The 21,500-nt window shown below is 61.1% G+C and carries 21 protein-coding genes; 12 read left to right on the top strand and 9 right to left on the bottom strand.

What is annotated here, in order from left to right:
• Positions 1-145: 145 nt before the first annotated feature.
• Positions 146-1,630 carry an IMP dehydrogenase gene (gene guaB, locus H4W29_RS05720; protein ID WP_192728067.1) on the top strand — a complete coding sequence of 495 codons (1,485 nt, stop codon included), beginning with the start codon at positions 146-148 and terminating at the stop codon, positions 1,628-1,630.
• Positions 1,631-1,632: 2 nt separating this feature from the next.
• Complete coding sequence (locus H4W29_RS05715) at positions 1,633-2,181, top strand: hypothetical protein (protein WP_192728066.1); 549 nt, start codon at positions 1,633-1,635, stop codon at positions 2,179-2,181.
• Between the two features lie 3 nt (positions 2,182-2,184).
• Here the strand turns inward: H4W29_RS05715 and H4W29_RS05710 are convergent, their stop codons facing one another.
• Positions 2,185-3,099 (bottom strand): LysR family transcriptional regulator, encoded by a 915-nt coding sequence (locus tag H4W29_RS05710; protein ID WP_192728065.1) that lies wholly within the window; start codon positions 3,097-3,099, stop codon positions 2,185-2,187.
• A 100-nt stretch (positions 3,100-3,199) separates the two neighbouring features.
• On the opposite strand from H4W29_RS05710, the gene H4W29_RS05705 reads away from it, so the two are divergent.
• From H4W29_RS05705 to H4W29_RS05690, 4 genes are all read left to right on the top strand, one after another.
• On the top strand, positions 3,200-3,955 hold the full coding sequence (locus H4W29_RS05705; protein ID WP_192728064.1) for an SDR family oxidoreductase: 756 nt from the start codon (positions 3,200-3,202) through the stop codon (positions 3,953-3,955).
• Positions 3,956-4,055: 100 nt separating this feature from the next.
• A complete protein-coding gene (locus tag H4W29_RS05700; RefSeq protein WP_192728063.1) occupies positions 4,056-4,472 on the top strand; it encodes an MAPEG family protein in 417 nt (138 codons plus the stop codon).
• 116 nt (positions 4,473-4,588) lie between these two features.
• Positions 4,589-5,464: a dienelactone hydrolase family protein gene (locus H4W29_RS05695; RefSeq protein ID WP_192728062.1), complete on the top strand. Its 876-nt coding sequence runs from the start codon at positions 4,589-4,591 to the stop codon at positions 5,462-5,464.
• A gap of 259 nt (positions 5,465-5,723) precedes the next feature.
• Positions 5,724-6,359, top strand: a complete 636-nt coding sequence (locus H4W29_RS05690; RefSeq protein ID WP_192728061.1) for a TetR/AcrR family transcriptional regulator — start codon at positions 5,724-5,726, stop codon at positions 6,357-6,359.
• A 6-nt stretch (positions 6,360-6,365) separates the two neighbouring features.
• Here the strand turns inward: H4W29_RS05690 and H4W29_RS05685 are convergent, their stop codons facing one another.
• On the bottom strand, positions 6,366-7,325 hold the full coding sequence (locus H4W29_RS05685; protein WP_113325684.1) for a LysR substrate-binding domain-containing protein: 960 nt from the start codon (positions 7,323-7,325) through the stop codon (positions 6,366-6,368).
• Positions 7,326-7,532: 207 nt separating this feature from the next.
• Here H4W29_RS05685 and H4W29_RS05680 point away from each other — a divergent pair, with 207 nt between their 5' ends.
• Positions 7,533-7,832, top strand: a complete 300-nt coding sequence (locus H4W29_RS05680; protein WP_112541455.1) for a YjiS-like domain-containing protein — start codon at positions 7,533-7,535, stop codon at positions 7,830-7,832.
• 86 nt (positions 7,833-7,918) lie between these two features.
• Here H4W29_RS05680 and H4W29_RS05675 read toward each other — a convergent pair whose 3' ends face one another.
• From H4W29_RS05675 to H4W29_RS05655, 5 genes are all read right to left on the bottom strand, one after another.
• Positions 7,919-8,812, bottom strand: coding sequence for a DUF937 domain-containing protein (locus H4W29_RS05675; RefSeq protein ID WP_192728060.1), 894 nt, complete (start codon positions 8,810-8,812; stop codon positions 7,919-7,921).
• A gap of 95 nt (positions 8,813-8,907) precedes the next feature.
• Positions 8,908-10,281 (bottom strand): glutamate--cysteine ligase, encoded by a 1,374-nt coding sequence (locus tag H4W29_RS05670; protein ID WP_192728059.1) that lies wholly within the window; start codon positions 10,279-10,281, stop codon positions 8,908-8,910.
• 142 nt (positions 10,282-10,423) lie between these two features.
• Positions 10,424-11,161 carry a 16S rRNA (uracil(1498)-N(3))-methyltransferase gene (locus H4W29_RS05665; RefSeq protein WP_192728058.1) on the bottom strand — a complete coding sequence of 246 codons (738 nt, stop codon included), beginning with the start codon at positions 11,159-11,161 and terminating at the stop codon, positions 10,424-10,426.
• Between the two features lie 14 nt (positions 11,162-11,175).
• Positions 11,176-12,672, bottom strand: a complete 1,497-nt coding sequence (locus H4W29_RS05660) for an inorganic phosphate transporter (protein ID WP_192728057.1) — start codon at positions 12,670-12,672, stop codon at positions 11,176-11,178.
• A gap of 62 nt (positions 12,673-12,734) precedes the next feature.
• Positions 12,735-13,247 carry an NUDIX hydrolase gene (locus H4W29_RS05655; protein ID WP_192728056.1) on the bottom strand — a complete coding sequence of 171 codons (513 nt, stop codon included), beginning with the start codon at positions 13,245-13,247 and terminating at the stop codon, positions 12,735-12,737.
• 269 nt (positions 13,248-13,516) lie between these two features.
• On the opposite strand from H4W29_RS05655, the gene H4W29_RS05650 reads away from it, so the two are divergent.
• Together H4W29_RS05650 and H4W29_RS05645 are read left to right on the top strand one after the other, a co-directional pair.
• Entirely contained in the window at positions 13,517-14,395 is an 879-nt protein-coding gene (locus H4W29_RS05650; RefSeq protein WP_192728055.1) for a LysR substrate-binding domain-containing protein, read from the top strand.
• A gap of 91 nt (positions 14,396-14,486) precedes the next feature.
• Positions 14,487-15,644 carry an adenosylhomocysteinase gene (locus tag H4W29_RS05645; RefSeq protein ID WP_192728054.1) on the top strand — a complete coding sequence of 386 codons (1,158 nt, stop codon included), beginning with the start codon at positions 14,487-14,489 and terminating at the stop codon, positions 15,642-15,644.
• A 52-nt stretch (positions 15,645-15,696) separates the two neighbouring features.
• Here H4W29_RS05645 and H4W29_RS05640 read toward each other — a convergent pair whose 3' ends face one another.
• Complete coding sequence (locus H4W29_RS05640; protein WP_192728053.1) at positions 15,697-16,683, bottom strand: zinc-dependent alcohol dehydrogenase family protein; 987 nt, start codon at positions 16,681-16,683, stop codon at positions 15,697-15,699.
• Positions 16,684-16,787: 104 nt separating this feature from the next.
• On the opposite strand from H4W29_RS05640, the gene H4W29_RS05635 reads away from it, so the two are divergent.
• Complete coding sequence (locus tag H4W29_RS05635) at positions 16,788-17,636, top strand: LysR family transcriptional regulator (RefSeq protein ID WP_192728052.1); 849 nt, start codon at positions 16,788-16,790, stop codon at positions 17,634-17,636.
• Positions 17,637-17,648: 12 nt separating this feature from the next.
• On the opposite strand, the gene H4W29_RS05630 is transcribed toward H4W29_RS05635, so the two are convergent.
• On the bottom strand, positions 17,649-18,545 hold the full coding sequence (locus H4W29_RS05630; protein ID WP_192728051.1) for a LysR family transcriptional regulator: 897 nt from the start codon (positions 18,543-18,545) through the stop codon (positions 17,649-17,651).
• Positions 18,546-18,681: 136 nt separating this feature from the next.
• Here H4W29_RS05630 and H4W29_RS05625 point away from each other — a divergent pair, with 136 nt between their 5' ends.
• Together H4W29_RS05625 and H4W29_RS05620 are read left to right on the top strand one after the other, a co-directional pair.
• Positions 18,682-20,121, top strand: coding sequence for an FAD-linked oxidase C-terminal domain-containing protein (locus H4W29_RS05625; RefSeq protein WP_192728050.1), 1,440 nt, complete (start codon positions 18,682-18,684; stop codon positions 20,119-20,121).
• Positions 20,118-21,317, top strand: a complete 1,200-nt coding sequence (locus tag H4W29_RS05620) for an FAD-binding protein (protein ID WP_192728049.1) — start codon at positions 20,118-20,120, stop codon at positions 21,315-21,317. Before H4W29_RS05625 ends, H4W29_RS05620 begins: the two co-directional genes overlap by 4 nt.
• The last annotated feature ends 183 nt before the right edge of the window (positions 21,318-21,500 follow it).

The raw sequence follows: 21,500 nt of genomic DNA, 5'->3' as shown, positions 1-21,500 counted from the left end.
GCCACGTGCCGGGCTCTTTTGCTATTTCCTTCCTGTCATAGACGTGTTACCAGCCCTCGCCAACTTCCATAAACTCATGCACACCGCCGGTGCGGACGATTCGTACCGGGTGGGTTGCATTTTTCTTTCTTGAAGGAATTTGGCCATGGCTCGCATCATAGAAACGCCAACCGGACTGGACGCACTCACCTTCGATGACGTGCTGCTGCAACCCGGTCATTCCGAAGTCCTCCCCGGCCAGACGAGCGTCGCAACGCGCCTCGCGCCCGACTTCGAGCTGAATATCCCGATCATATCAGCAGCGATGGATACGGTGACCGAGGGCCGCCTGGCGATTGCGATGGCGCAGGCCGGCGGCCTTGGCGTCATTCACAAGAACCTTACCCCCGTCGAGCAGGCCGAGCAGGTTCGTCAGGTGAAGAAGTTCGAAAGCGGAATGGTCGTCAATCCCGTCACGATCGGCCCGGACGCAACGCTTGCCGATGCGCTGGCGCTGATGAAGATGCACGGCATCTCTGGCATTCCGGTCGTTGAAAAATCCGGCCGCCTCGTCGGCATCCTCACCAATCGTGACGTCCGTTTCGCCTCCGACCCGAAGCAGAAAATCTACGAACTCATGACCCGCGAAAATCTCGTGACGGTCAAGGAAAGCGTAGACCAGCAGGAGGCCAAGCGCCTGCTGCACTCCCACCGCATCGAAAAGCTGCTGGTCGTTGATGGCGAGGGCCGTTGCGTCGGTCTGATCACCGTCAAGGATATCGAGAAGGCGCAGCTGAACCCGAACGCCTCCAAGGATGCGCAAGGCCGCCTGCGGGCAGCTGCTGCCGTCGGCGTCGGTGACGATGGTTTCGAGCGTGCCGAGCGGCTGATCGATGCCGGCGTCGACCTGCTCGTCGTTGATACGGCGCACGGCCATTCCGCCCGCGTTCTGGAAGCGGTTGGCCGCGTCAAGAAGCTTTCCAACTCCGTTCGCATCATGGCCGGCAATGTCGCGACCTATGATGGCACCAAGGCGCTGATCGATGCCGGTGCTGACGCCGTCAAGGTCGGTATCGGCCCGGGTTCGATCTGCACGACGCGCATCGTCGCCGGCGTCGGCGTCCCGCAGCTTGCCGCCATCATGTCGGCAGTCGAGGCTGCAAGGGATCAGGATATTCCTGTCATTGCCGATGGCGGCATCAAGTTCTCGGGCGACGTGGCCAAGGCAATCGCATCGGGTGCTTCCGCCGTCATGGTTGGCTCGTTGCTTGCCGGCACCGATGAAAGCCCGGGCGAGGTCTATCTTTACCAGGGCCGCTCCTTCAAGGCCTATCGCGGCATGGGTTCCGTCGGCGCGATGGCGCGCGGCTCGGCAGACCGTTACTTCCAGGCGGAAGTGCGCGATACGCTGAAGCTCGTGCCCGAAGGCATCGAAGGCCAGGTCCCCTACAAGGGCCCGGTCTCCGGCGTCCTCCATCAGCTCGCAGGTGGTCTCAAGGCTGCCATGGGTTATGTCGGCGGCAAGGACATCAAGGAGTTCCAGGACCGCGCTACTTTCGTGCGCATCTCCGGCGCCGGCCTGCGCGAAAGCCATCCGCATGATGTGACGATCACCCGCGAAAGCCCGAACTATCCGGGCGTCGGCGTCTGACAATGAAAGCGGGCAGCGCAATTCCGCTCTGGATCATCGCGCTGCTCGCAGCCCTCTGCCTCGTCGTTCTCGGCTGGACCACCTTCGGCTACACCGTGCCCTTCGAGCATGAGACCGGCCAGGCGGTGCTCGATACCTATTTCTCCGGTTACGATGTATCTGCCGTCTTTCACATGCAGACGCTGCTCGATCAGAACGAGACGGCAAACCGCATTCTCCGGGCCATGTATCTCGGCCCGGAGCTCATCTTTCCGGCTCTGCTGACAGCCCTTCTATTCCTGATCTTCCTGCGGCTAGGCCCGATCGAGACATGGCGCGGCAAGCAGGCGCCGCGTCTTCTGGGCCGGATCACCTATATCCTGCCCTTCCTCTACGGCTTTGCCGATTACGGCGAAAACATCTCGAGCCTCGTTGCCTTCAGCGACAGCGGTGCCGCGGGCTTTGCTGCCCAGGTCCTGCCGTGGATGACCAAGTTGAAATTCGCCAGCCTTGCCGTCTGTGCCATCCTGATCGTGCGCGGCGCGCTTCTTCACCAATCGCGCGAGAGCTGATTCCTATCGCGGCCAGCGCCAGATAGGGTGCGAGAGCCTTGCCGCAAGGAAATCGCCGAGCACCTCCACTTTTGCCGGCCGGGCACGCGCCGATGGCGTGACGAAATAAACGGCGCCTTTCGGCAGCGTCCAGTCGGTGAGGATTGCTTTCAGGCGCCCGTCGGCAAGATATTCGTAAGCCATGAATTCCGGCAGTTCGACAATGCCGAGACCACGCAATGCCATGGGGATCAGGGCTTCCGAATTGGTGGCGCGCAATGGCCCGGTCGGCACCACGATTTCCTCTTCTCCTGCCTTGTTGCTGAAACGCCAGATATCCTGCCGCGGCCGGTAGGCATAACCGAGGCAATGATGCGCCGCGAGTTCTCGGGGATGCCGCGGGCAGCCGTATTTTTCGAGATAGGCGGGCGCCGCGAGAATGAAGGGTGCGACCGGCGTCAGCCTCTTTGCCACCAGCGAGGAATCGGGCAGGACGGCGATGCGCAGCGCCGCATCGAAACCTTCCCCAACCACATCGACGACGGCGTCGCTCATATGCATGTCGATCGAAACTTCGGGGTAGAGTTCGAAGAAATCGGGCAGGATTGGCGCCAGCCACTGCCGCCCGAAGACCATCGGCACGGCAAGGCGGATCAGCCCGCGCGGCTGGCTGGAAAGTTCACGCGCCGCATTCTCGGCCGCTTCCGCCTCGGCATAGATGCGCTGGGCGCGGTCGACGAGCCGCAGCCCGAAATCGGTGAGTGCCAGCTGCCGGGAGGTGCGGTTGAAGAGCCGCGCCCCGAGCCGGTCCTCCAGCCGGCTGATCGCCCGCGAAGCCGTCGGCACGGAAACCCCGAGTGTCTTGGCCGCGCGGGCGAAGGAACGCTCCTCCGCCACTTTTGCGAACATGGCGAGACCCTCGAAATCCGGAAAACCCATCGTTTCATTCCTGCAATGATATCTTTCATTTCTTTCTATTCAGAAACGAAAGGCCCGTCCACATCTTCAATCCAGTCGAACACAACAGGAGACGACGACAATGACAAACAGACTGAATGGAAAGATCGCGCTTATCACAGGCGCTACCTCGGGCATCGGCCTGGCCACCGCAAAGCGTTTCGCAGCCGAAGGCGCGCGCCTCTTCATTACCGGTCGCAGAAAGGATATGCTTGATGCGGCCGTTACCGAAATCGGCGGCAACGTCACCGGCGTCCAGGCCGACTCGGCAAAGCTTGCCGATCTCGACCGCCTCTATGAACAGGTGAAGGCAGAAGCCGGCCGCATCGATGTACTCTTCGTCAATGCCGGCGGCGGTTCGTTCGCTCCACTCGGCGCCATCACCGAAGAACAGTATGACGATACCTTCGGGCGTAATGTGAAGGGCGTGCTCTTTACGGTGCAGAAGGCGCTGCCGCTGCTCGGGCATGGTTCCTCTGTCATCCTGACCGGTTCCACGGCGGGGGCATCAGGCACGCCGGCCTTCAGCGTCTATGCCGCGTCGAAGGCAGCGATCCGCAACTTCTCCCGCAACTGGATCCTCGACCTGAAGGACCGCGGCATCCGCATCAACACGCTGAGCCCTGGTCCGACAGAAACGACAGGCCTCGTTGAACTCGCGGGCCAGGACAAGGCACAGCAGCAAGGCTTGCTGGATTATATGGCGTCGCAGGTTCCGATGGGTCGCGTCGGCCGCCCGGAAGAAATCGCCGCAACGGCTCTCTTCCTTGCGACAGAAGATTCGAGTTTCATCACCGGCGCCGAGATCTTCGTCGACGGCGGTATCGCCCAGGTCTGACCCTGAAGCCGGCCCGCTCCATGGCGGGCCGTCTCGGCTCTGGCATCCATCCGGCCTTTCCGTTACTGGTCGCGCAGTCGCGTAAACGAAGGAAATAATGATGACCGGCTTCGAGATGTTCTGGCCTTTGCTTGCCCATGTTCTGCTGGTCTATATTCTCTATGGGCTGCTTGGCCTGCGCCGCCGCAAGGTGGTCCAGGAGGGCCGGATGAAGAAATCCGACTATCGCGAAAACCGCGACGAACCGGTCGAAAGTCTCTATGTCAAGAACAGCCTCGCTAACCAGTTCGAGCTGCCCGTGCTCTTCTATGCCTGCAGCATTCTTCTTTATATCACCGAGGCGGATAATCTGGTGGCCGTCGTGCTTGCCTGGCTTTTCGTCGCCCTGCGATATGCGCATGCCTATGTGCATGTCACCAGCAACGACCTGCGCTATCGCAGCCCGCTCTTTGCCGCCGGTTTTGTTGTGCTGGGGGCCATGTGGGCCTGGCTCGCCGGCTGGATGCTGTTCTCCTGATTCAGGCGATCTTCTCCAGCTAGGCCGGTAACACAGTTTTGTTCCTGCGTTATCGGCTGCTGACCTATGTTCCCCCTTGCCGATTGGGCATGGGGTGGGAACAGAGGAGGTCTGTCATGGAAAAGCCCGTCATTACGCAGGCAATGATCAATGCCTATGATGAATATACGCATCTGACGCTGGATCGCCGGAGCTTCATGGATAAGCTCACGAAGCTTGCCGGCTCGGCAACCGCGGCTGCGGCAATCGCGCCGCTGCTTGCCGCCAACAAGGCGGCCGCCGAGGTCGTCGCCGAAAACGACGATCGCCTGAGCGGCCAGGATATTACCTATCCCGGCAGCGGCGGTGACATGAAAGGTTATCTGGTGCAGCCGAAGAATGCGTCCGGCAAGCTCGGCGCGGTCATCGTCATCCATGAGAACCGCGGCCTCAACCCGCATATCCGCGATGTCGCCCGCCGCATGGCGCTCGAAGGCTTCGTGGCACTCGCGCCGGATTTCCTCTCGCCGCAGGGCGGCACGCCTGAGAATGAGGATCAGGCACGTGAGATGTTCGGCAAGCTTGATGCGGCCACGACCGTCGCAAACGGCGAGGCGACCGTCGTCTATCTTTCCAAGCTCGAGGCTGCGAACGGCAATGTCGGCGCGATCGGCTTTTGCTGGGGCGGCGGCGCGGTCAACAACCTCGCGGTCAAATCGCCCGAACTGAAGGCAGGCGTGGCCTATTACGGTGCGCAGCCGCCAGCCATGGATGTCCCCAACATCAAGGCGGCATTGCTGCTCCACTATGCCGGCCTTGATGACCGCATCAATGCCGGCATCGACGCGTACAAGAAGGCGCTCGAGGAGAATGGTAAAAAATTTCAGATCTATGTCTATGAGGGGGCCAACCACGCCTTCAACAACGACACGTCCGCTGCCCGCTATGACAAGGCGGCGGCCGATCTCGCCTGGGGCCGCACGGTCGAGTTTCTGAAGCAGAACCTCGCCTGACCCAGGCTTCGGCATTGTGCCGCAGGACGGCACAGGCTTGGTGGCACGGCTCAGCTGGCCTTGCTGAATGAAGTGTTAAGAGGTCTTTTTACACAGGCCAAAACGGGGCGTAACGCCCCGTTTTCCGTAGGCTCTTGCCATTGCCTAAAATCCGACCATTTCCATTTACGACGGATGAATACCTGCATGTCATATCGGCCCGAAGCGCCGGTATGACAGACCGCTTCCGCCGCTCAATAACGAGACAGATGGGAACCACATGGGCGCGGACATTTCGGATCGTATTGCTCTTCGCAGGAAGCCGAAACAGGAGCGCAGCATCCAGCGGCTCGATCTCATCCTCAACGCCGCAGCCACCATCATCGCCGAAAAAGGCGTCAGCGCCATGCGGATGACCGAGCTAGCCATCGCCGCAAAAGTTCCGATCGGTTCGGTCTATCAGTATTTCCCGGAAAAGGCGGCGATCGTCAAAGCGCTGTTCGACCGCCATGCGCAGGCGATCCAGCAGAAGACGGCCGAAATGTTCGCGGATGTTCGGTCCTTCGACGAAGCGCTCGACCTGATCTCGGCGATGATCGACTGGTATTATGCCGAATACTGCAACGATGCCGCCTATCTGGGCGTCTGGATGGGCACGGAGACGGATCAGGATCTCCTGCGCCTGAACATCGAGCATAGCGGCCAGGTCGCCGAAATCCTCCAGGAGGCTGTGCGTCGTCTGGCGCCGGAATTCTGCGATGAGCAGATGAAAGCGCGCACTTACCTTTTCAGCCACCTGATCGGCGCGGCGATCCGCCTTGCGGTGCTGAGCGAAGATGGCGAGCGCATCCTCGAGGAATGGAAGCGCGTGATCCGCGCTTCCCTATTCGCTCCGACGTCCGCTTCGGCAGCTTGAGACGCCCTACCAGCTCGGCATCATGCTCGCCGCAGCCTTGAGCCGTGGATAGTGACGGGCGTAGCCTGTCTTCCCATCCTGCTCCAGCCCATCTTCGATGACGGTCGGCGTGATATTGTCGAGGCAGGCGGTGATATGGGCCGTAATCGCGTTCATCAGCGACAGCGAGACACCGGGCCGCTTCATGATGCCGATCTGCACCGGCGGCAGCGCCGGGAAGCCGTCTGCCTGGCTCAAGACCTTCATGCCTGTCCGCAGCGCCGATTCCGGCATGACCGAAACTGCCATGCCGGCGAGCACCGCGGAGGCGACCACGGTGCAGGACCAGCTCGTGAACAGGACCTGATATTCACGGCCCACGGCATCGAGTGCCGAGCAGGCGAGCTGGCGCCATTGGCAATCGCGCCGGCCAACGGCAAGCGGCACCGGCGCATCGTCGCGGATCGGATGGTTGGCGGAGCTCACCCAGCAGAGCGGCTCCGTCCGCACCACATCCGAAATGCGCTCGCGCGGATTGTGGGTGACAAGCGCGATATCGAGCTCTCCCTTGTGCATGCGTTCGGCCAGATCGACCGAAGGTTCGCAGACGATATAGAGCTCAACATTCGGATGCGTCTTGGCAAAGCGGCCGATGATCTCGGGCATATAGCGGTCGGCATAGTCGTCGGGCGTGCCGATGCGCAACGTGCCTTCCAGCCTGTTGTCGTCGAAGGCGGCGATCGCCTCATTGTTCAGGCGGATGATGCGGCGCGCGTAATTGAGCAGCTTTTCGCCTTCGACCGTCAGCCGGTTGCCGCGGCCGTCCTTGATGAAGAGCTGCTTGCCGATGCGTTCCTCCAGGCGCCGCATCTGCATCGAGACGGCGGACTGTGTCTTGTAGACCTTGTCGGCAGCCTTGGTGAAACTGCCGGAGTCCACGATTGCGATGAAAGTCTGCAACTGGTCGATATCAAGAGGCGCCGACATGATCCCATCCACCCATAAAGATCTCTGATGTTAATCATTAGAAACATTCGTTGGACTGATCAATAGGTCTTTGGCATCTTCGGGATGCAAATCAAGCAAAGTGAAGGACAGACACCCTGCCTGTCCAACCTGTGACCAGCTTTGCCCTTCCTGCACGACCTCGCAGGCGGGGTGGGCTGTTCTGCGCCCCGAAGAAAGGAGAGTTCGATGCGCACTCATGAACAGACACTAGAACTCGACTGCGGCAAGCTCGCCCCGACGTTCATGCAACGTCTTATGGCTGGCCTTGCGCCGCTGGCAAACGCCCTTCGCATTGTGCGCAATCGCTCGCAGGTGAACGGGCTGCATGAGCTCGATGACAATCAGTTGCGGGATATCGGCCTGACACGGGCCGATGTCACCTCCGCATTTCTGGCTTCGACCTTCTTTGAAGATCCGTCGGAGCATCTGACGCAGGCGGCCAAGCGCCGCTGGCATATTGCGGTCATGCGCCCCTACAGGGACTGAACGCACGTGTTTCCCCGCAGGGTGATAGCCAATAGCCCTGCTGCTTAACCCGGTGATCGGCTTTCCCAAGCCATCTCCGGGTTTTTTTATTTCTTGCCCGTTGTAGAGGGGCCTGTGGGGGCGGGATCTTCGGGAGAGGTCGCGGATCTGGGTCGATAGGCCTCGAAGATCGCCTCGAGGCTCTTTTGATAGCTCTTCTGCACTTCGAGACCACTGTCGAACATGGCATTCAGCATCTCGGTATAGCTGTCATTTTCGGCTTTTGGCTCTTCCTTCGGCGGCTCCGGAGCCTTTGCAGCCGGCTGCTGAAGCCCTGCCATCATATCCTGGAATGCCTTGGCGAAGGGATTGTCGAGGAAAGGGTTGACGGGTTGTTGCGGCTGAGGCGCAGGTTTCGGCACGCTGAACATCAACTGCATGGCCTGGGTGAACGGATTATCGAAAATGCTGGGTTCGGGTGCCGCCTTCGGCTTCGGCGCAAAACCGGTACTCTCAAGCCATTTCTGGATCGTCTCGCCCATGGCGGTATTGACGAAAGGATTGACCGGCGAAGCCATCTGACCGGTTGATTGCTTGAAGAGCCCGCCCATCAGCGTGCCGGCCATGACCGGCAGCATCTGCTTGTAGATTTCCTGGCCGATGCCGGTCATTTGCGCTGCCTGTGCGGCAATGGCACGTGAGACTTCCTTCGATCCGAAAAGCTGGGAAAGGACGTTATTGCCGTCGGAAATGCCTTCGGGGGTGAAGGCTTTGCTCATGTCTTCGAAATATTTGGCATAATTGCCAGATGCCACCGCCTGCATGAGGCCGACGAAATCATAGGGGTTGCTGGTGCTGCGCTTCAGGCCGGCGGAAAAGGCCGGCATCAGCGCGGCCATCGCCTTCGTCGCCTGTTCCTGTGCGAGATTGAACTGCTTGGCAACGGCATCCATCGCCGCCCCGTTCTGCGCCTGCATCATCATGTCGAAAAGCGGCAGCATGAAAGTCCCTCTCCCAGATTCGCGGCGCATATTCGTGCCACTATAGCTCGAAATGGGAATGCGCAAACGGCTTTTTGGAAGGGGCCAATCGCCTCTTAGTATTGATATTCCTGGAAGACCGGCTCGACCGAGCCGTTCCAGCGGCCGTGATAGAGTGCCAGCAGGTCCTCGGCGAGCGTCGCCTTCTTGGCCAGAACCTCGTCAAGCGGCGCCAGGAAAATGCTCTCATCGACGCCGTCGCCGTTGAGCCTGTTGCGCGCCTTGAGGCCGGCGCGGGAAATATTGACGACCTCGCGCGCCGTCTCGATCAGCGCATGGCCGCGGAACGCGGCCTTGAGGCCTTCGTCCGGCACCACATTGCGCAGCGCATTCACTTCGGCAAAGCCCCAGTCCTTCGTCAGTTCGTCGGCGGCCTGGAGAGCGGCGTCATCATAGAGCAGGCCGACCCAGAACGCCGGCAGGGCACAGATGCGCCGCCACGGGCCGCCATCGGCACCGCGCATTTCGAGGAAGCGCTTCAGGCGCACGTCGGGGAAGAGCGTCGAAAGGTGGTTCGTCCAGTCGCCCATCGTCGGCTCGTAGGCAGTGATCTCGCCCTTCAGCGCGCCGTTCATGAACTGGCGGAAGGTGACATGGGTCGCCCGGTGATAGTGGCCGTCGCGCATGACGAAATACATGGGCACGTCGAGCGCCCATTCGGCATAATCCTTGAAGCCGAAATCGTCGCGGAAAGTAAAGTCCAGGAGGCCGCTACGCTGGTTGTCCACGTCGCGCCAGACATCGCCACGCCAGGAAAGCGCACCGTTCGGCTTACCTTCGGTGAAGGGCGAGGAGGCAAAGAGCGCGGTTGCCAGCGATTGCAGCTTCATCGACACACGCATCTTGCGGCGCATGTCGTCTTCCGAGGAGAAATCGAGGTTCACCTGGATCGTACAGGTGCGATACATCATGTCGAGCCCGCGGGTGCCAACGTCGGGCATGTAGCTGGTCATGATCTCGTAGCGCGACTTCGGCATATGCGGCGTTTCCGCATAGGTCCATGTCGGGCTGCCGCCGATGCCGAGGAAACCGATGCCCATGGGCTCTGCGATCTCGCGCACCTGCGCCAGATGCTGGTTGGATTCCTTGCAGGTCTGGTGAATGTTTTCGAGCGGCGCGCCCGAAAGTTCGAACTGGCCGCCGGGCTCGATCGAGATGGCGCCCATGCCGCTCTGCTCACCAAGGCCGATGATGTTGTCGCCGTCCGTGATCGGCTCCCAGCCGCTCTTGGCCTGCAGGCCTTTCAGCAGCGCCGAAATACTGGCTTCGCCGAAATAGGGAACCGGGCTGTTGTCTTTGCGAAAGAAGACGAACTTCTCATGTTCCGTGCCGATGCGGAACCGGTCCTTCGGCTTGTTGCCGGCGGCGAGATAGTCAGTCAGCTCCTGAACCGAAGAGATCGGCGTCTGGTCGGTAGTATCGCGAGCCATGAAAGTACCTGTATTCGAAGGCGCTGGGGCCGGGGCAATTGGAAGGGTGATTAGTGCCCAAGCCAGCTAAGTTGCAAGTGAAATTGTTTCAACAGGTCATCAAAAAAATAGCAGCACTTTCCGCGCAATCGGCCTTCGGCAGTTAGTTCCAGTCGCCTATGGCAGCCTGTATCACTGCCATAGCCGCGACCGCTGCCGTATCGGCGCGCAGGATGCGTGGCCCGAGGGGGATAGCGGTCACGAAATCGAGGCTGCGCAGGCGCGTTCGTTCCTCCTCCGAAAAGCCGCCTTCCGGGCCAACCAGCAGCGCAATCTTCCGTTCGGTCACTTTGGAGAGCCGCGGCAGCGGGTTCTGGCCGGCGTCGCCCTCATCGCAATAGATGATGCGCCGGTCCGCAGGCCAGCGGTCGAGCAGATCGGCAAGGCGTACGGGCTCGGCCACATCGGGAATGCCGAGGATGCCACACTGTTCCGCGGCTTCGGTGACATTGGCGCGGATCTTGTCGAGATTGGTGATCTTGCCCTGTACATGCTGGGTCATGACCGGCTGCAACAGGCCGGCTCCCATTTCCACTGCCTTCTGCACCAGATAATCCATGCGGCCGACCTTCAGCGGCGCAAAGAGATAATGAAGGTCGGAAGGAGCGGGCTGCGGCCGGGTTGCCTCGATCGCCGTCAGCAGGATGCGCTTGCGGGTCGGGAAGGAGAGGCTCGCCTTCCACTCCCCGTCGCGGCCGTTAAAGAGCAGGACTTCCGTACCCTCTTCCATGCGCAGCACGTTGGCGAGATAGTTGAACTGCTCCGAATTGGCCTCGACGGCGGCATCTTTTGATAAGGGAGCATTGATGAAAAGCCGCTGCATGCGGAAGTTGGCGCGCATTCTGAGATCCTGACTCATAGGAAGAGCGCGAACATAGCCCAATAAATGACCGCTGCAAGCGCGGCCGAAACCGGCACGGTAATGACCCACGCCCCGACGATCGTCATGAAATGCGACCGGCGGACCAGATAACGCCGCCGGGCTTCATGAACGTTGGGCTCCGGCTCGTCGATCTCGAAGCTTTCAGCCTTGCGGCGTATGAATTCGATACGGCGCTTCGAATTGCGCGTGTACCACTCGCGGAAAAAGCCGACACCGAACACCGAGCCGACGGCGATATGGGTGGTACTGACCGGCAGGCCGAGCCAGGAGGCGACGATGACTGTGAATGCGGTCGAGAGCGCCACGCAATAGGCGCGCGCCGGATTGAGCTTGGTGATCTCCTCACCGACGAGCCGGATAAGGCGCGGTCCGAAAAGCAGGAGGCCGACCGAGATTCCAAGGGCGCCGATCAGCATCACCCAGAGCGGCGGGTGGCCGATCATGCTGTTATCGGCAATACCGGCCGAGTGAACGATCGCCGAAAGCGGGCCGACCGCATTGGAGACATCGTTTGCACCATGCGCGAAAGAGAGGAGGGCAGCCGAGCCGATCAGCGGAAAGTGCAACAGTGTGCGAAGCGAGCTGTTACGGTTTTCGAGATTCTCTGCCTGCCGCACGATGACCGGCCGCGCCGCGAGCCAGCTGACGAGACCGATCCCGATGCCGATCAGGAGGATCGTCAGAGACGGATATCGTCCCCGTGGCGCGAGCTGGAGCACCATATAGGCCATGAAACCGCCGGCCATCACGGCGATCATGACGGGCACCCATTGTCTGGCGGCGGCGATCTTATCCTCGCGGTAGACGATGAGGGTCTTGACCAGGTAGAGCAACCCCGCGGCAATCAATCCGCCAATCAACGGCGAGGTCACCCAGCTCACGGTGATTTCCAGCATGACCCGCCAATTGACAGGCTCGAATCCGACCGCTCCCACGCCGGCGCCGATCACCGCGCCGACGATCGCATGCGTCGTCGAAACTGGCGCATTCATCCATGTGGCGAGGTTGATCCAGAGCGCGGCGGCCGTGAGGGCCGCCATCATGATCCAGCCGAGTGTTGCCGGCGGTACCTGCACCGTATCGACGATACTGGAGGAAATCGTCTTGACGACTTCGCCACCGGCAATTGTCGCGCCCAGCACCTCGAAGATCGCGGCGACGATCAGCGCCTGCTTCATTGTGATGGCGCGTGCTCCAACGGCCGCGCCCACATTGTTGGTCACGTCGTTGGCGCCGATGTTCAAGGCCATGTAGGCAGCAAGTGCCGCCGCTGCGATCACCAGCACTGCGCCGGGCCTGTCGAACACGTAGACGCCGGCAAAAAGCATGGCGAGGCCGAGAAAGATCAAGCCAAGCCCCGGTGCCACCAGCCGTCGCGAGACATATTTGGCCGCATCCTCGACATGGGTGAGCTTGTCGAGATCCTTATCAAGCGTGCGTTTCGTAAGGACGGGGTTGCGTTGCGGCATTCTGTTTCCTGGCCAGGTCCTGCTTTTGCGCTGCGTTTTCTAGCCGCACAAGATGGCAAGACTTATTCTGCCGGAATTTGTTTCGGAATACCGCTGGAAAGCTTTTCGGCCATGCGCCGTTTAAAGGCGAGGAACAGGTTGCGCAGTTCAGCTTCCTGGACGCGCTTGACCGCTTCGTCGCAGGAAACCCACTCGACGGTTCGCTCGCCCTTTTCTTTGAAATTCTTGGCCGCACCAGTCACTTCGAGGGCATAGACCTGAACCTTGCAGATCACCTTCATGCCGTCGCGCAAAACTTTTGGGTAGGTATAGTGGCCGAGCGTTTCGGTCTCCACCGTGCCGCGGACGCCAGCTTCTTCCAGGGCTTCCTGTGCCGCAACTTCATAGGCACATTTGCGGTTCATCGGCCAGCCCTTGGGGATTACCCACCGCCCGGTATCGCGGCTGGTCATCAGCAGAACTTCGAGCTCGCCCGTCTTCTTTTTGACCCGATAACAGAGCGCAGCATACTGCTGTCGCGGCGGACGCCGAAACATGAGTTGCACATCAGAAGCCAGGCGGGCAAGAAGGGTCAATTGTCGGGTCACCTTTACGATCGTTAAGCTGAGTCGTTATTATATTAGTATGATATGAAAAGCTTGCGCGATCCATACGTGCAAAACGAACTGAAAAACTATTTTATCCACTGTACATAGGAAAAATCGAGGTCAGGCAGGTTCGGAAATCTCGCCATTTTCTGTCTCGAATACGTCGTCTTGCACAGCTGTACAATATGGCCCGACCTTGTGTTTCATTCAATGGCGAGATCTTCTGATCCACCATCATTTTCTACAATGTGGTAACTATGCGACTCCCGCCCCTCAACGCGATCCGCGCCTTTGAAGCTGTCTGTCGTCACGGCAGCATTCTGAAGGCGGCCGAAGAGTTGGGTGTGGTGCGCGGCGCCGTGCGTCAGCAGATATCGACACTCGAAAATCACCTCGGCAGCAAACTCTTCTCGCGTGACGGGCGCAGGCTGGTTGCGACCGAAAAGGCAAGCGCCTTTGCCGAGGCCGCCGGTGCTGCTCTGACCATATTGAAACGCGCCGCCGATGAATTCGAAGAGGCGGGCAGGCAGCGTATCCGCCTTGGCGTGCCCTCGGCTTTCGCCATCTGGTGGCTGATGCCGCGAGCAGCCGACATGCAGGCAAGCCTTGGTGATATCGAGATCGATATCGTGCCGATGACGGTAGTCGAGCCCTTGTCGCAACATCCGGATTTCGATGCCGTGATCATGGGCGGCGAGATCAGATCCTCTGCCGGTATCACCGAGACACGTTTCATGGAGGATGAATTCGGCCCGGTTGCAACACCTGCAATCGCTGCCGGGCTTGCAGGCGATGTCGCGGCCTTGGCGCAATCAAACATCCTTGTCAGCCGCAGCGCGCCGAAACTCTGGACGGAATGGTTTGCCGAAAGCGGCACGCCGCCTGTTGCCTTTTCCCGTCTTCGGGAATTTGAGGATCTTCTTCTGGCGGTGGGTGCGGCCCGAGCCGGTCTCGGCATTGCACTGGCGCCGAAAGCCTCGATCGAGGACGATCTCGACCGCGGCATTCTGGCCGCCCCTTACGGCTTCATCCGCCGGCCGGCCGGTTACAGCCTCTGCTGCCGAACATCAGATGCGAAACGGTCGGCCTTCGCAGCGCTCCGCAACTGGCTGCTGCGCTCGGGCGGCGCTTCCTGAAAGGGCAGTTTTTCTGCCCTTTCATCAGAAATATCTCCATGCCCGCCCTATCTTTGCCTCGCTAGAACAGAGGGGAACGAAAGGGCATGAGATGGAAAAACCTGCGACACGCATAGACTGGATCGGCAATAGCTGCCGCCTGCTGAAGGCAACGGCTGCGGAATTCGAAAAGACGCGGCCCTTTGCCGGTCTTTCGATCGGTACCGGCATCCATCTGGAGCCGAAGACGGTCGCTCTGCTGATGACCCTGCGGGCTGGCGGGGCGCGCCTGATCTGCACCGGCAATCTGAACAGTACACAGCCGGCAACCGTGGAATTCCTGCGCACGCAGGGCATCACCGTCTTCGCAACCCCGACGACCGATCCCGTCGCCCATCACCGGAGCCTCGAAGCTGTCCTTGCCGAAAAGCCCGATCTCCTGCTGGACAATGGCGGCGATCTCTTCGCCATTGCAGCCGAGAGGCCCTACGCCAATTTGCTCGGCGGCACGGAAGAAACGACATCCGGCCGAACCCGCCTGCTGCCGATGCGTGAGAAGCTCGCCATGCCGATCCTCGTCATCAACGACAGCCCGATCAAGCAATTCGCAGAAAACAAGCACGCCGTCGGCCAGAGCCTGTTCGAAAGCTACATGCGCTTCACCAACCGCTCCACCAATGGCAAACGCGTGACCGTCTTCGGTTACGGCGCCTGCGGCAAGGGCACGGCCGCCGCCTTCCGCAATGCTTTCTCCACGGTCAGCGTCGTCGATGTCGATCCCGTTATCAGCCTCGAGGCGCATCTCGATGGTTTCGTCACGCCGCTCCACGAACAGGCGATCCGCTCGGCGGACGTGATCGCTACCGTCACCGGTTTCCCCGGCATCGTGACTGCCGCCGATCTGGCGCTGATCAAGGACGGCGCAATCCTCATGAACGGCGGACATTTCCCGCATGAGATCGATGTGCCCGCCTTCCGCAGCCATCCCGATGTCGTTGATATCGATCGCTACGAGGCCGATTTTATCGAGACTTTCCACCTGAGGGACGGCCGGTCATTCCACGTTCTTGGTGGCGGTCATATGGCCAACCTCGCCGGCCCGCGTCCGCTTGGCAATTCCGTGGAATCCATGGACCTTGGCTTTACCCTGCAGGCCCGCTGCCTGGAGCGGGTCGCAAAGCGTGGCGTCGGCGCCGAATCCTGCATCGTGCCGGTTCCGGCGGATATCGATGCGATGGTTGCGAGCGCCTATCTCGATCTGGCGCGCTAGAGCTCCAGCGAGAGCGTGTCGCGGTTCCGCGTCGGAAATTGTGGGAGCATCGTCAGATGTTCACGACCACCTTGCCTTCAGCCTGCCGGCTTTCGAGCAGCCGGTAGGCCTCGCCCACGTCTCCAAGCGAAAATTGCCGCCGGTCGAGATTCGGCATTAGCGCACCGGCTTCGACGCGCGATGCGATCTGCTTCAGTATCTCGCCATGATGGGCGCGGTCTTCGCCCGTCAGCAGCGGCGCCAGCGTGAAGACGCCGGAATAGGTCGCGCCCTTGAACGACAATGGCGCCAGCGAATGCGTCCCCCAGCCCAGACTGGTGACGACATGGCCGAACTTGGCGACGGCCTGGAAGGCGGCATCAAGCCCCTTGCCGCCGATCGTGTCATAGACGATGTCGAAGCCTTTCCCGTCGGTATACCGGGCGACAAAATCCTCTGTCGTCTCCTTCGCATAGTCGATCGGCGCTGCACCAATACTGAAGATGTATTCGGCCTTCGAACTGCTATCGACGGCATAGACCCCGGCACCGGCAGCGACTGCCATCTGCGCGGCGATATGACCGACGCCGCCACCACCACCGATGACCAGCACCTTCTGCCCGGCCTTCACCTGAGTGCGTTCTTTCAGACCTTCCCAGGCGGTGATGGCGATCAACGGCAGGGCGGCCGCCTGGCGCAGGGTGAGATTGCGCGGCTTCAGCGCAACGAGATCGGCATCAACGGCCGCAAATTCCGCCAGCGATCCCTGCAACCCGCCGACGCCACCCGTCATGCCATAGATTTCGTCACCGACGCGAAAACTGGTCACGCCAGGGCCAACCGCCTCGACGATCCCTGCCATGTCGATGCCGAGAATGGCGGGCAGGGGATGGCGTGCATGGGCCGCCTCGCCGGCCCGGATCTTCAGATCCAGCGGATTGAGCGCGGCGGCCTTGATGCGCACGAGAATCTGACCGGCTTCCGCGACGGGCTTTGCAATATCGGCAATGGTGAATTCGGCATTTTGCGCTTCGACAAGCGCTGCTTTCATGCTGCTCATGGAGCTTCTCCTCGATCTGTTGGACGCAGAATGCCGCATTGAATTCTGAATGAAAATCAAAGATAACGCATGTAGATCATGCATTTTTGTTTGAGGCTAAATCCTTGGAATGGAGCGATCTCAAACTCTTCCTCGCCATTGCGCGGCTTGGAACGCTGGGTGCTGCCGCCCGCAGCCTCGGCCTGACGCAGCCGACCATGGGCCGGCGGCTGCGTGCACTCGAAATCTCGCTCGGCCAGACGCTCTTCCAGCGTACCGCTGATGGTTTCATCCTGACGGATGAAGGCACGACCGTCTTTGCCCATGCCGAGCGGATAGAAGAGGAAGCGCTCGGGCTGGAGCGCGAGCTCGCCGGCCAAAGCAGGCAACTCGACGGGTTGCTGCGGCTCTCCTCGTCGGACTGGTTCGGAGCCCATGTTCTTTCACCCGTGCTTGCCGAGTTCTCTGCTGCCTATCCCAAGGTTATCATCGAACTGCTGACCGATAGCCGGCTTCTCAGCCTCTCACGCCGCGAAGCCGATATCGTCTTCCGGATCGCGCCTTTCACCGAGACCGAGGTCATATCCCGCAAGTTGCTGCATATCGACTATGGTCTCTATATCCGTCGCGGTCTGCCGCATCCTGAGGCGGGCGATGGTAGAGGTGCCCGGCTCGTCACCATGGACGAGGCCTTCGGCGGCATGCCCGATGTCGGCTGGCTGCAGCGGATGTTGCCAAAGGCGGATATCGCCATGCGCAGCAACAACAGGGATGTGCAGGCGACCCTCTGTGCCGGAGGCGCCGGCCTTGCCGTCCTGCCGCGCCCGCTTGGCGACGCCATCCCGGCGATCGAGCCCGTCGATCTCGGTGAGACGCCGCCCGGTCGCGATACCTGGGTTGGCTATCACCGCGATATGAAGCGGCTGGCGCGGCTGAGGGCGCTGCTCGACCTCGTCATCGAGAGGCTGGCATGATAGTCGCCCGCTTCAGCGCTCCCAGTAGGGGACCGGGCCGTAAAGCTCGGCCAGAAAATCGATGAACAGCCGAACCTTGGCCGGCAAAAACTGGCGGCTCGGGTAGACTGCGGAGAGGGTCACATTGTGTGAGCCCTCGTAGGCCGGCAGCACCTGCATGAGCTTGCCGTTTTTCAGCTCCTCGCCGATATCCCAGGTGGAGCGCAGCGCAATGCCGAGGCCGGCAATGACCGTTTCGCGGATCACCTCACTGGAATTGGTAATCAGCATGCCCTCGGGCCGCAGGCTGAAGGCCCCATCCGGGCCGTCCAGTCGCCAGACGTCGTTGTTATGAGCCGGCAGACAGCGGTGCTGCTTCAACTCTTCGATATGTTTTGGCATGCCATGGGCAGCGACATAATCAGGCGAGGCGCAGAGCACGCGGCGCACGGGCGCGAGCCGGCGAGCGACAAGGCTGGAATCGGTCAGCTCCGCGATCCGGATGGCGAGATCGAAGCCGCCGCCGACGATATCGCTGAACTCGTCGGTCAGCACCAGATTGATCGCAAGCTCCGGATGCGCCTCCATGAAGGCTTTCAGATAGGGCGCGATATGCATGCGGCCGAAGGAAGTGGGGGCGGAAATTTTCAGCGTGCCGTGCATCTGCGCCGAGCGGCCGGAAATATAGAATTCTGCTTCCTCCAGCCCCGCCAGAATGCCGAGGACGCGGTCGTAGAAACCCTGGCCGGCTTCGGTGAGCGAAATCTGCCGCGTCGTGCGCTGCAGGAGCCGCGTGCCGAGCCGGTCCTCCAGCCGCTTGATGCGCTTGGAAACCACAGCAGGGGAAAAGCCGAGCGCGCGGCCGGCGAGCGACATGCTGCCGGTCGAAACGACCTTGGCAAAGATTTCGAGATCACCCAGATTGGTCATAAGCTTTTACAACTTTTTCCCTTTTGGCATAAGTGCTTAACATTTGCGCCGGTTTCGGGAAAGTGCTAAGCCGAAAGGACCGGTCACAGGGAGGATTTGTCACCGGTTTCCGTCCTGTTGGCCGAGGGAGAACGCCATGTCCGACGCCATTTCGTTCCTCGCTCCGCGCCCCCAAGTTCTTGCGCGCCGCAAGGAAATTGTTGCCGATCTCGTCGACCTCCTGCCGCCGGAATGCCTGATCCACGAAGCGCGCGAACTCGTGCCATTCGAGACGGATGCCTTCGTTTCTTACCGCCGCCTGCCGCTTGCCGTTGCCTTGCCGCGTTCGACGGCGGAAGTAGCGGCCGTGATGAAATACTGTCATCGTTACGGCATTCCGGTTGTCCCGCGCGGCGCTGGTACCTCGCTCTCTGGCGGCGCCATCCCGCAGGAGGATGCCGTCGTGCTCGGCCTGTCGAAGATGAACCGCATCCTCGAAGTCGATTTCGCCAATCGCTGCGCTGTCGTCCAGGCCGGTGTGACCAATCTAAATATTTCCGAAGCCGTCTCGGCGGACGGTTTCTTCTATGCGCCTGATCCGAGCTCGCAGCTTGCCTGCACGATCGGCGGCAATATCGGCATGAATTCCGGCGGCGCCCACTGTCTGAAATATGGTGTCACGACCAACAACCTGCTCGGCGTCAAGATGGTGCTGACTGACGGCACGGTCATCGAGCTCGGCGGCAAGGCTCTGGATGCGGCGGGTTACGATCTGCTCGGCCTCGTCTGCGGTCATGAGGGCCAGCTCGGCATCGTCACCGAAGCGACGGTGCGCCTCATCGCCAAGCCGGAGGGGGCCCGACCGGTGCTTTTCGGTTTCGAAAGCTCCGAAGAGGCAGGCCGTTGTGTGGCCGACGTCATCGCCGCCGGCATCATTCCCGTCGCCATCGAATTCATGGACAAGCCGGCGATCGAGATCTGCGAAGCCTTCGCCCATGCCGGTTATCCGCTCGATGTCGGCGCGCTCCTGATCGTCGAGGTCGAGGGATCGGAGGCGGAAATGGACGACATGCTGAAAAGCATCGTCGACATCGCCCGCAAACACGGCGTCAAGACGGTGCGCGAATGCCAGTCCGCAACCGAGGCGGCGCTGATCTGGAAAGGGCGCAAGTCCGCCTTTGGCGCCACCGGCCGTATCGCCGATTACATCTGCATGGATGGTACCGTGCCACTCAGCCAGCTTTCGCATGTGCTGCAGCGGACGTCCGAGATCGTCGCCGGTTACGGCCTGCGCGTCGCCAATGTCTTCCACGCCGGCGACGGCAACATGCACCCACTGATCCTCTTCAATGCCAATGATCCCGAGGATGCCGCCAAGGCCGAAGCGGCCGGCAACGATATCCTGAAGCTCTGTGTCGATGCCGGCGGCTGCCTGACCGGCGAACACGGTGTCGGCATCGAAAAGCGCGACCTCATGCGCCATCAATATTCCGATGTCGATCTCGCCCAGCAGATGGCTGCGCGATCAGCCTTCGATCCGCAATGGCTGCTGAACCCTTCCAAGGTCTTCCCGCTCGAGGGGCGTCCTGCCGCATGATCGATCTGGTGCCTGCAAGCGAAGAAGAAGCCGCGGCGATCGTCCGCGCACATGCGCAAGAGGGTCGTGCGCTCGCCATCAGTGGCGGCGATACGCGCTCGGGTTTCGGCAATGCGGTCGATGCGGAGGATCGCCTGCGCTCGACTGGCCTGTCCGGTATCGTCGCCTATAATCCCGGTGAGATGGTAATGACCGCGAAAGCGGGCACGTCGCTTGCAGACGTCGAGGCCGCCCTTGCCGAAAACGGCCAGATGCTCGCCTTCGAGCCCATGGATCACCGCGCCCTGATGGGCACATCAGGCGAGCCGACGATTGGCGGCGTCTTCGCCGCCAATGTCTCGGGGCCGCGCCGCTTCGTGGCAGGGGCTGCTCGTGACAGCCTGCTCGGCATCCGCTTCGTCAACGGCAAAGGCGAGATCATCAAGGCAGGTGGCCGGGTTATGAAGAATGTCACGGGCCTCGATCTGGTGAAGCTGCTCGCCGGCTCGCATGGCACGCTCGGCTTCCTGACCGAGGTGACTTTCCGTGTACCGCCGCGCCCCAAGACCGAGGAGACCATCGTCATCTCCGGTCTCAACGATGCCGAGGCCGCAAATGCCATGGCGGCGGCCATGGCTTTGCCGGTGGAGGTTTCGGGTGCTGCCCACCTGCCTTTGACGGTGACCTGGAAATTCCTCGACGGCAAACTGCCGGAGGGAGAAGCAACCGTGCTGCGTATTGAAGGCCTGCCGGGCTCGGTGGAGCCGCGGGTGGCCAAGCTTCTGTCTGCGATGACCTCTTTCGGCGACGCGAGAAGGCTCGATCAGGCGGCCAGCCGGCAGCTTTGGCAGGGCATTCGCGACGTAGCGCCCTATGCCGATGGGACGCAGCGTCCCGTCTGGCGCGTCTCGGTCGCACCCAGCATCGGTCATCAGCTGGTGGCGGCGCTCCGGCTCGAAGCCGGGGTCGACGCCTTCTATGACTGGCAGGGCGGTCGCGTCTGGATGCGCATGGAGGCCGATCCCGAGGCCGATCTCCTCCGCCGTTTCGTCAAGGCGCTCGGCGGCGGTCACGCGACGCTGCTCCGAGCAACGGCGAATGCAAGGGCCGCTGTTCCTGCCTTTCATCCGGAAGAAGAGGGTGTGGCCCTGCTGTCGCGCCGGGTGAAGGAAAGCTTCGATCCGGCGGGAATCTTCAATCCGGGCAAGATGGGATGACTGAGATGCTTGTTCCGGCTTATCCACGTTCGATGGATTGCGCGATGGCAACGTTTGCTCCCCCTTCGCTCCGGCGGGGAGAAGGTGGCCGTAGGGCGGATGAGGGGGCTACACCCGCAGCGAAAGCGGAAGAGCAGCAAAAGCTGTGCCGCGTGGCCCCCTCATCCGACCCTCCGGCCACCT

Source organism: Rhizobium viscosum, from assembly GCF_014873945.1.
GTDB classification, from domain to species: Bacteria; Pseudomonadota; Alphaproteobacteria; order Rhizobiales; family Rhizobiaceae; genus Rhizobium; species Rhizobium viscosum.
This window is presented reverse-complemented; position numbering and strand designations above follow the sequence as displayed.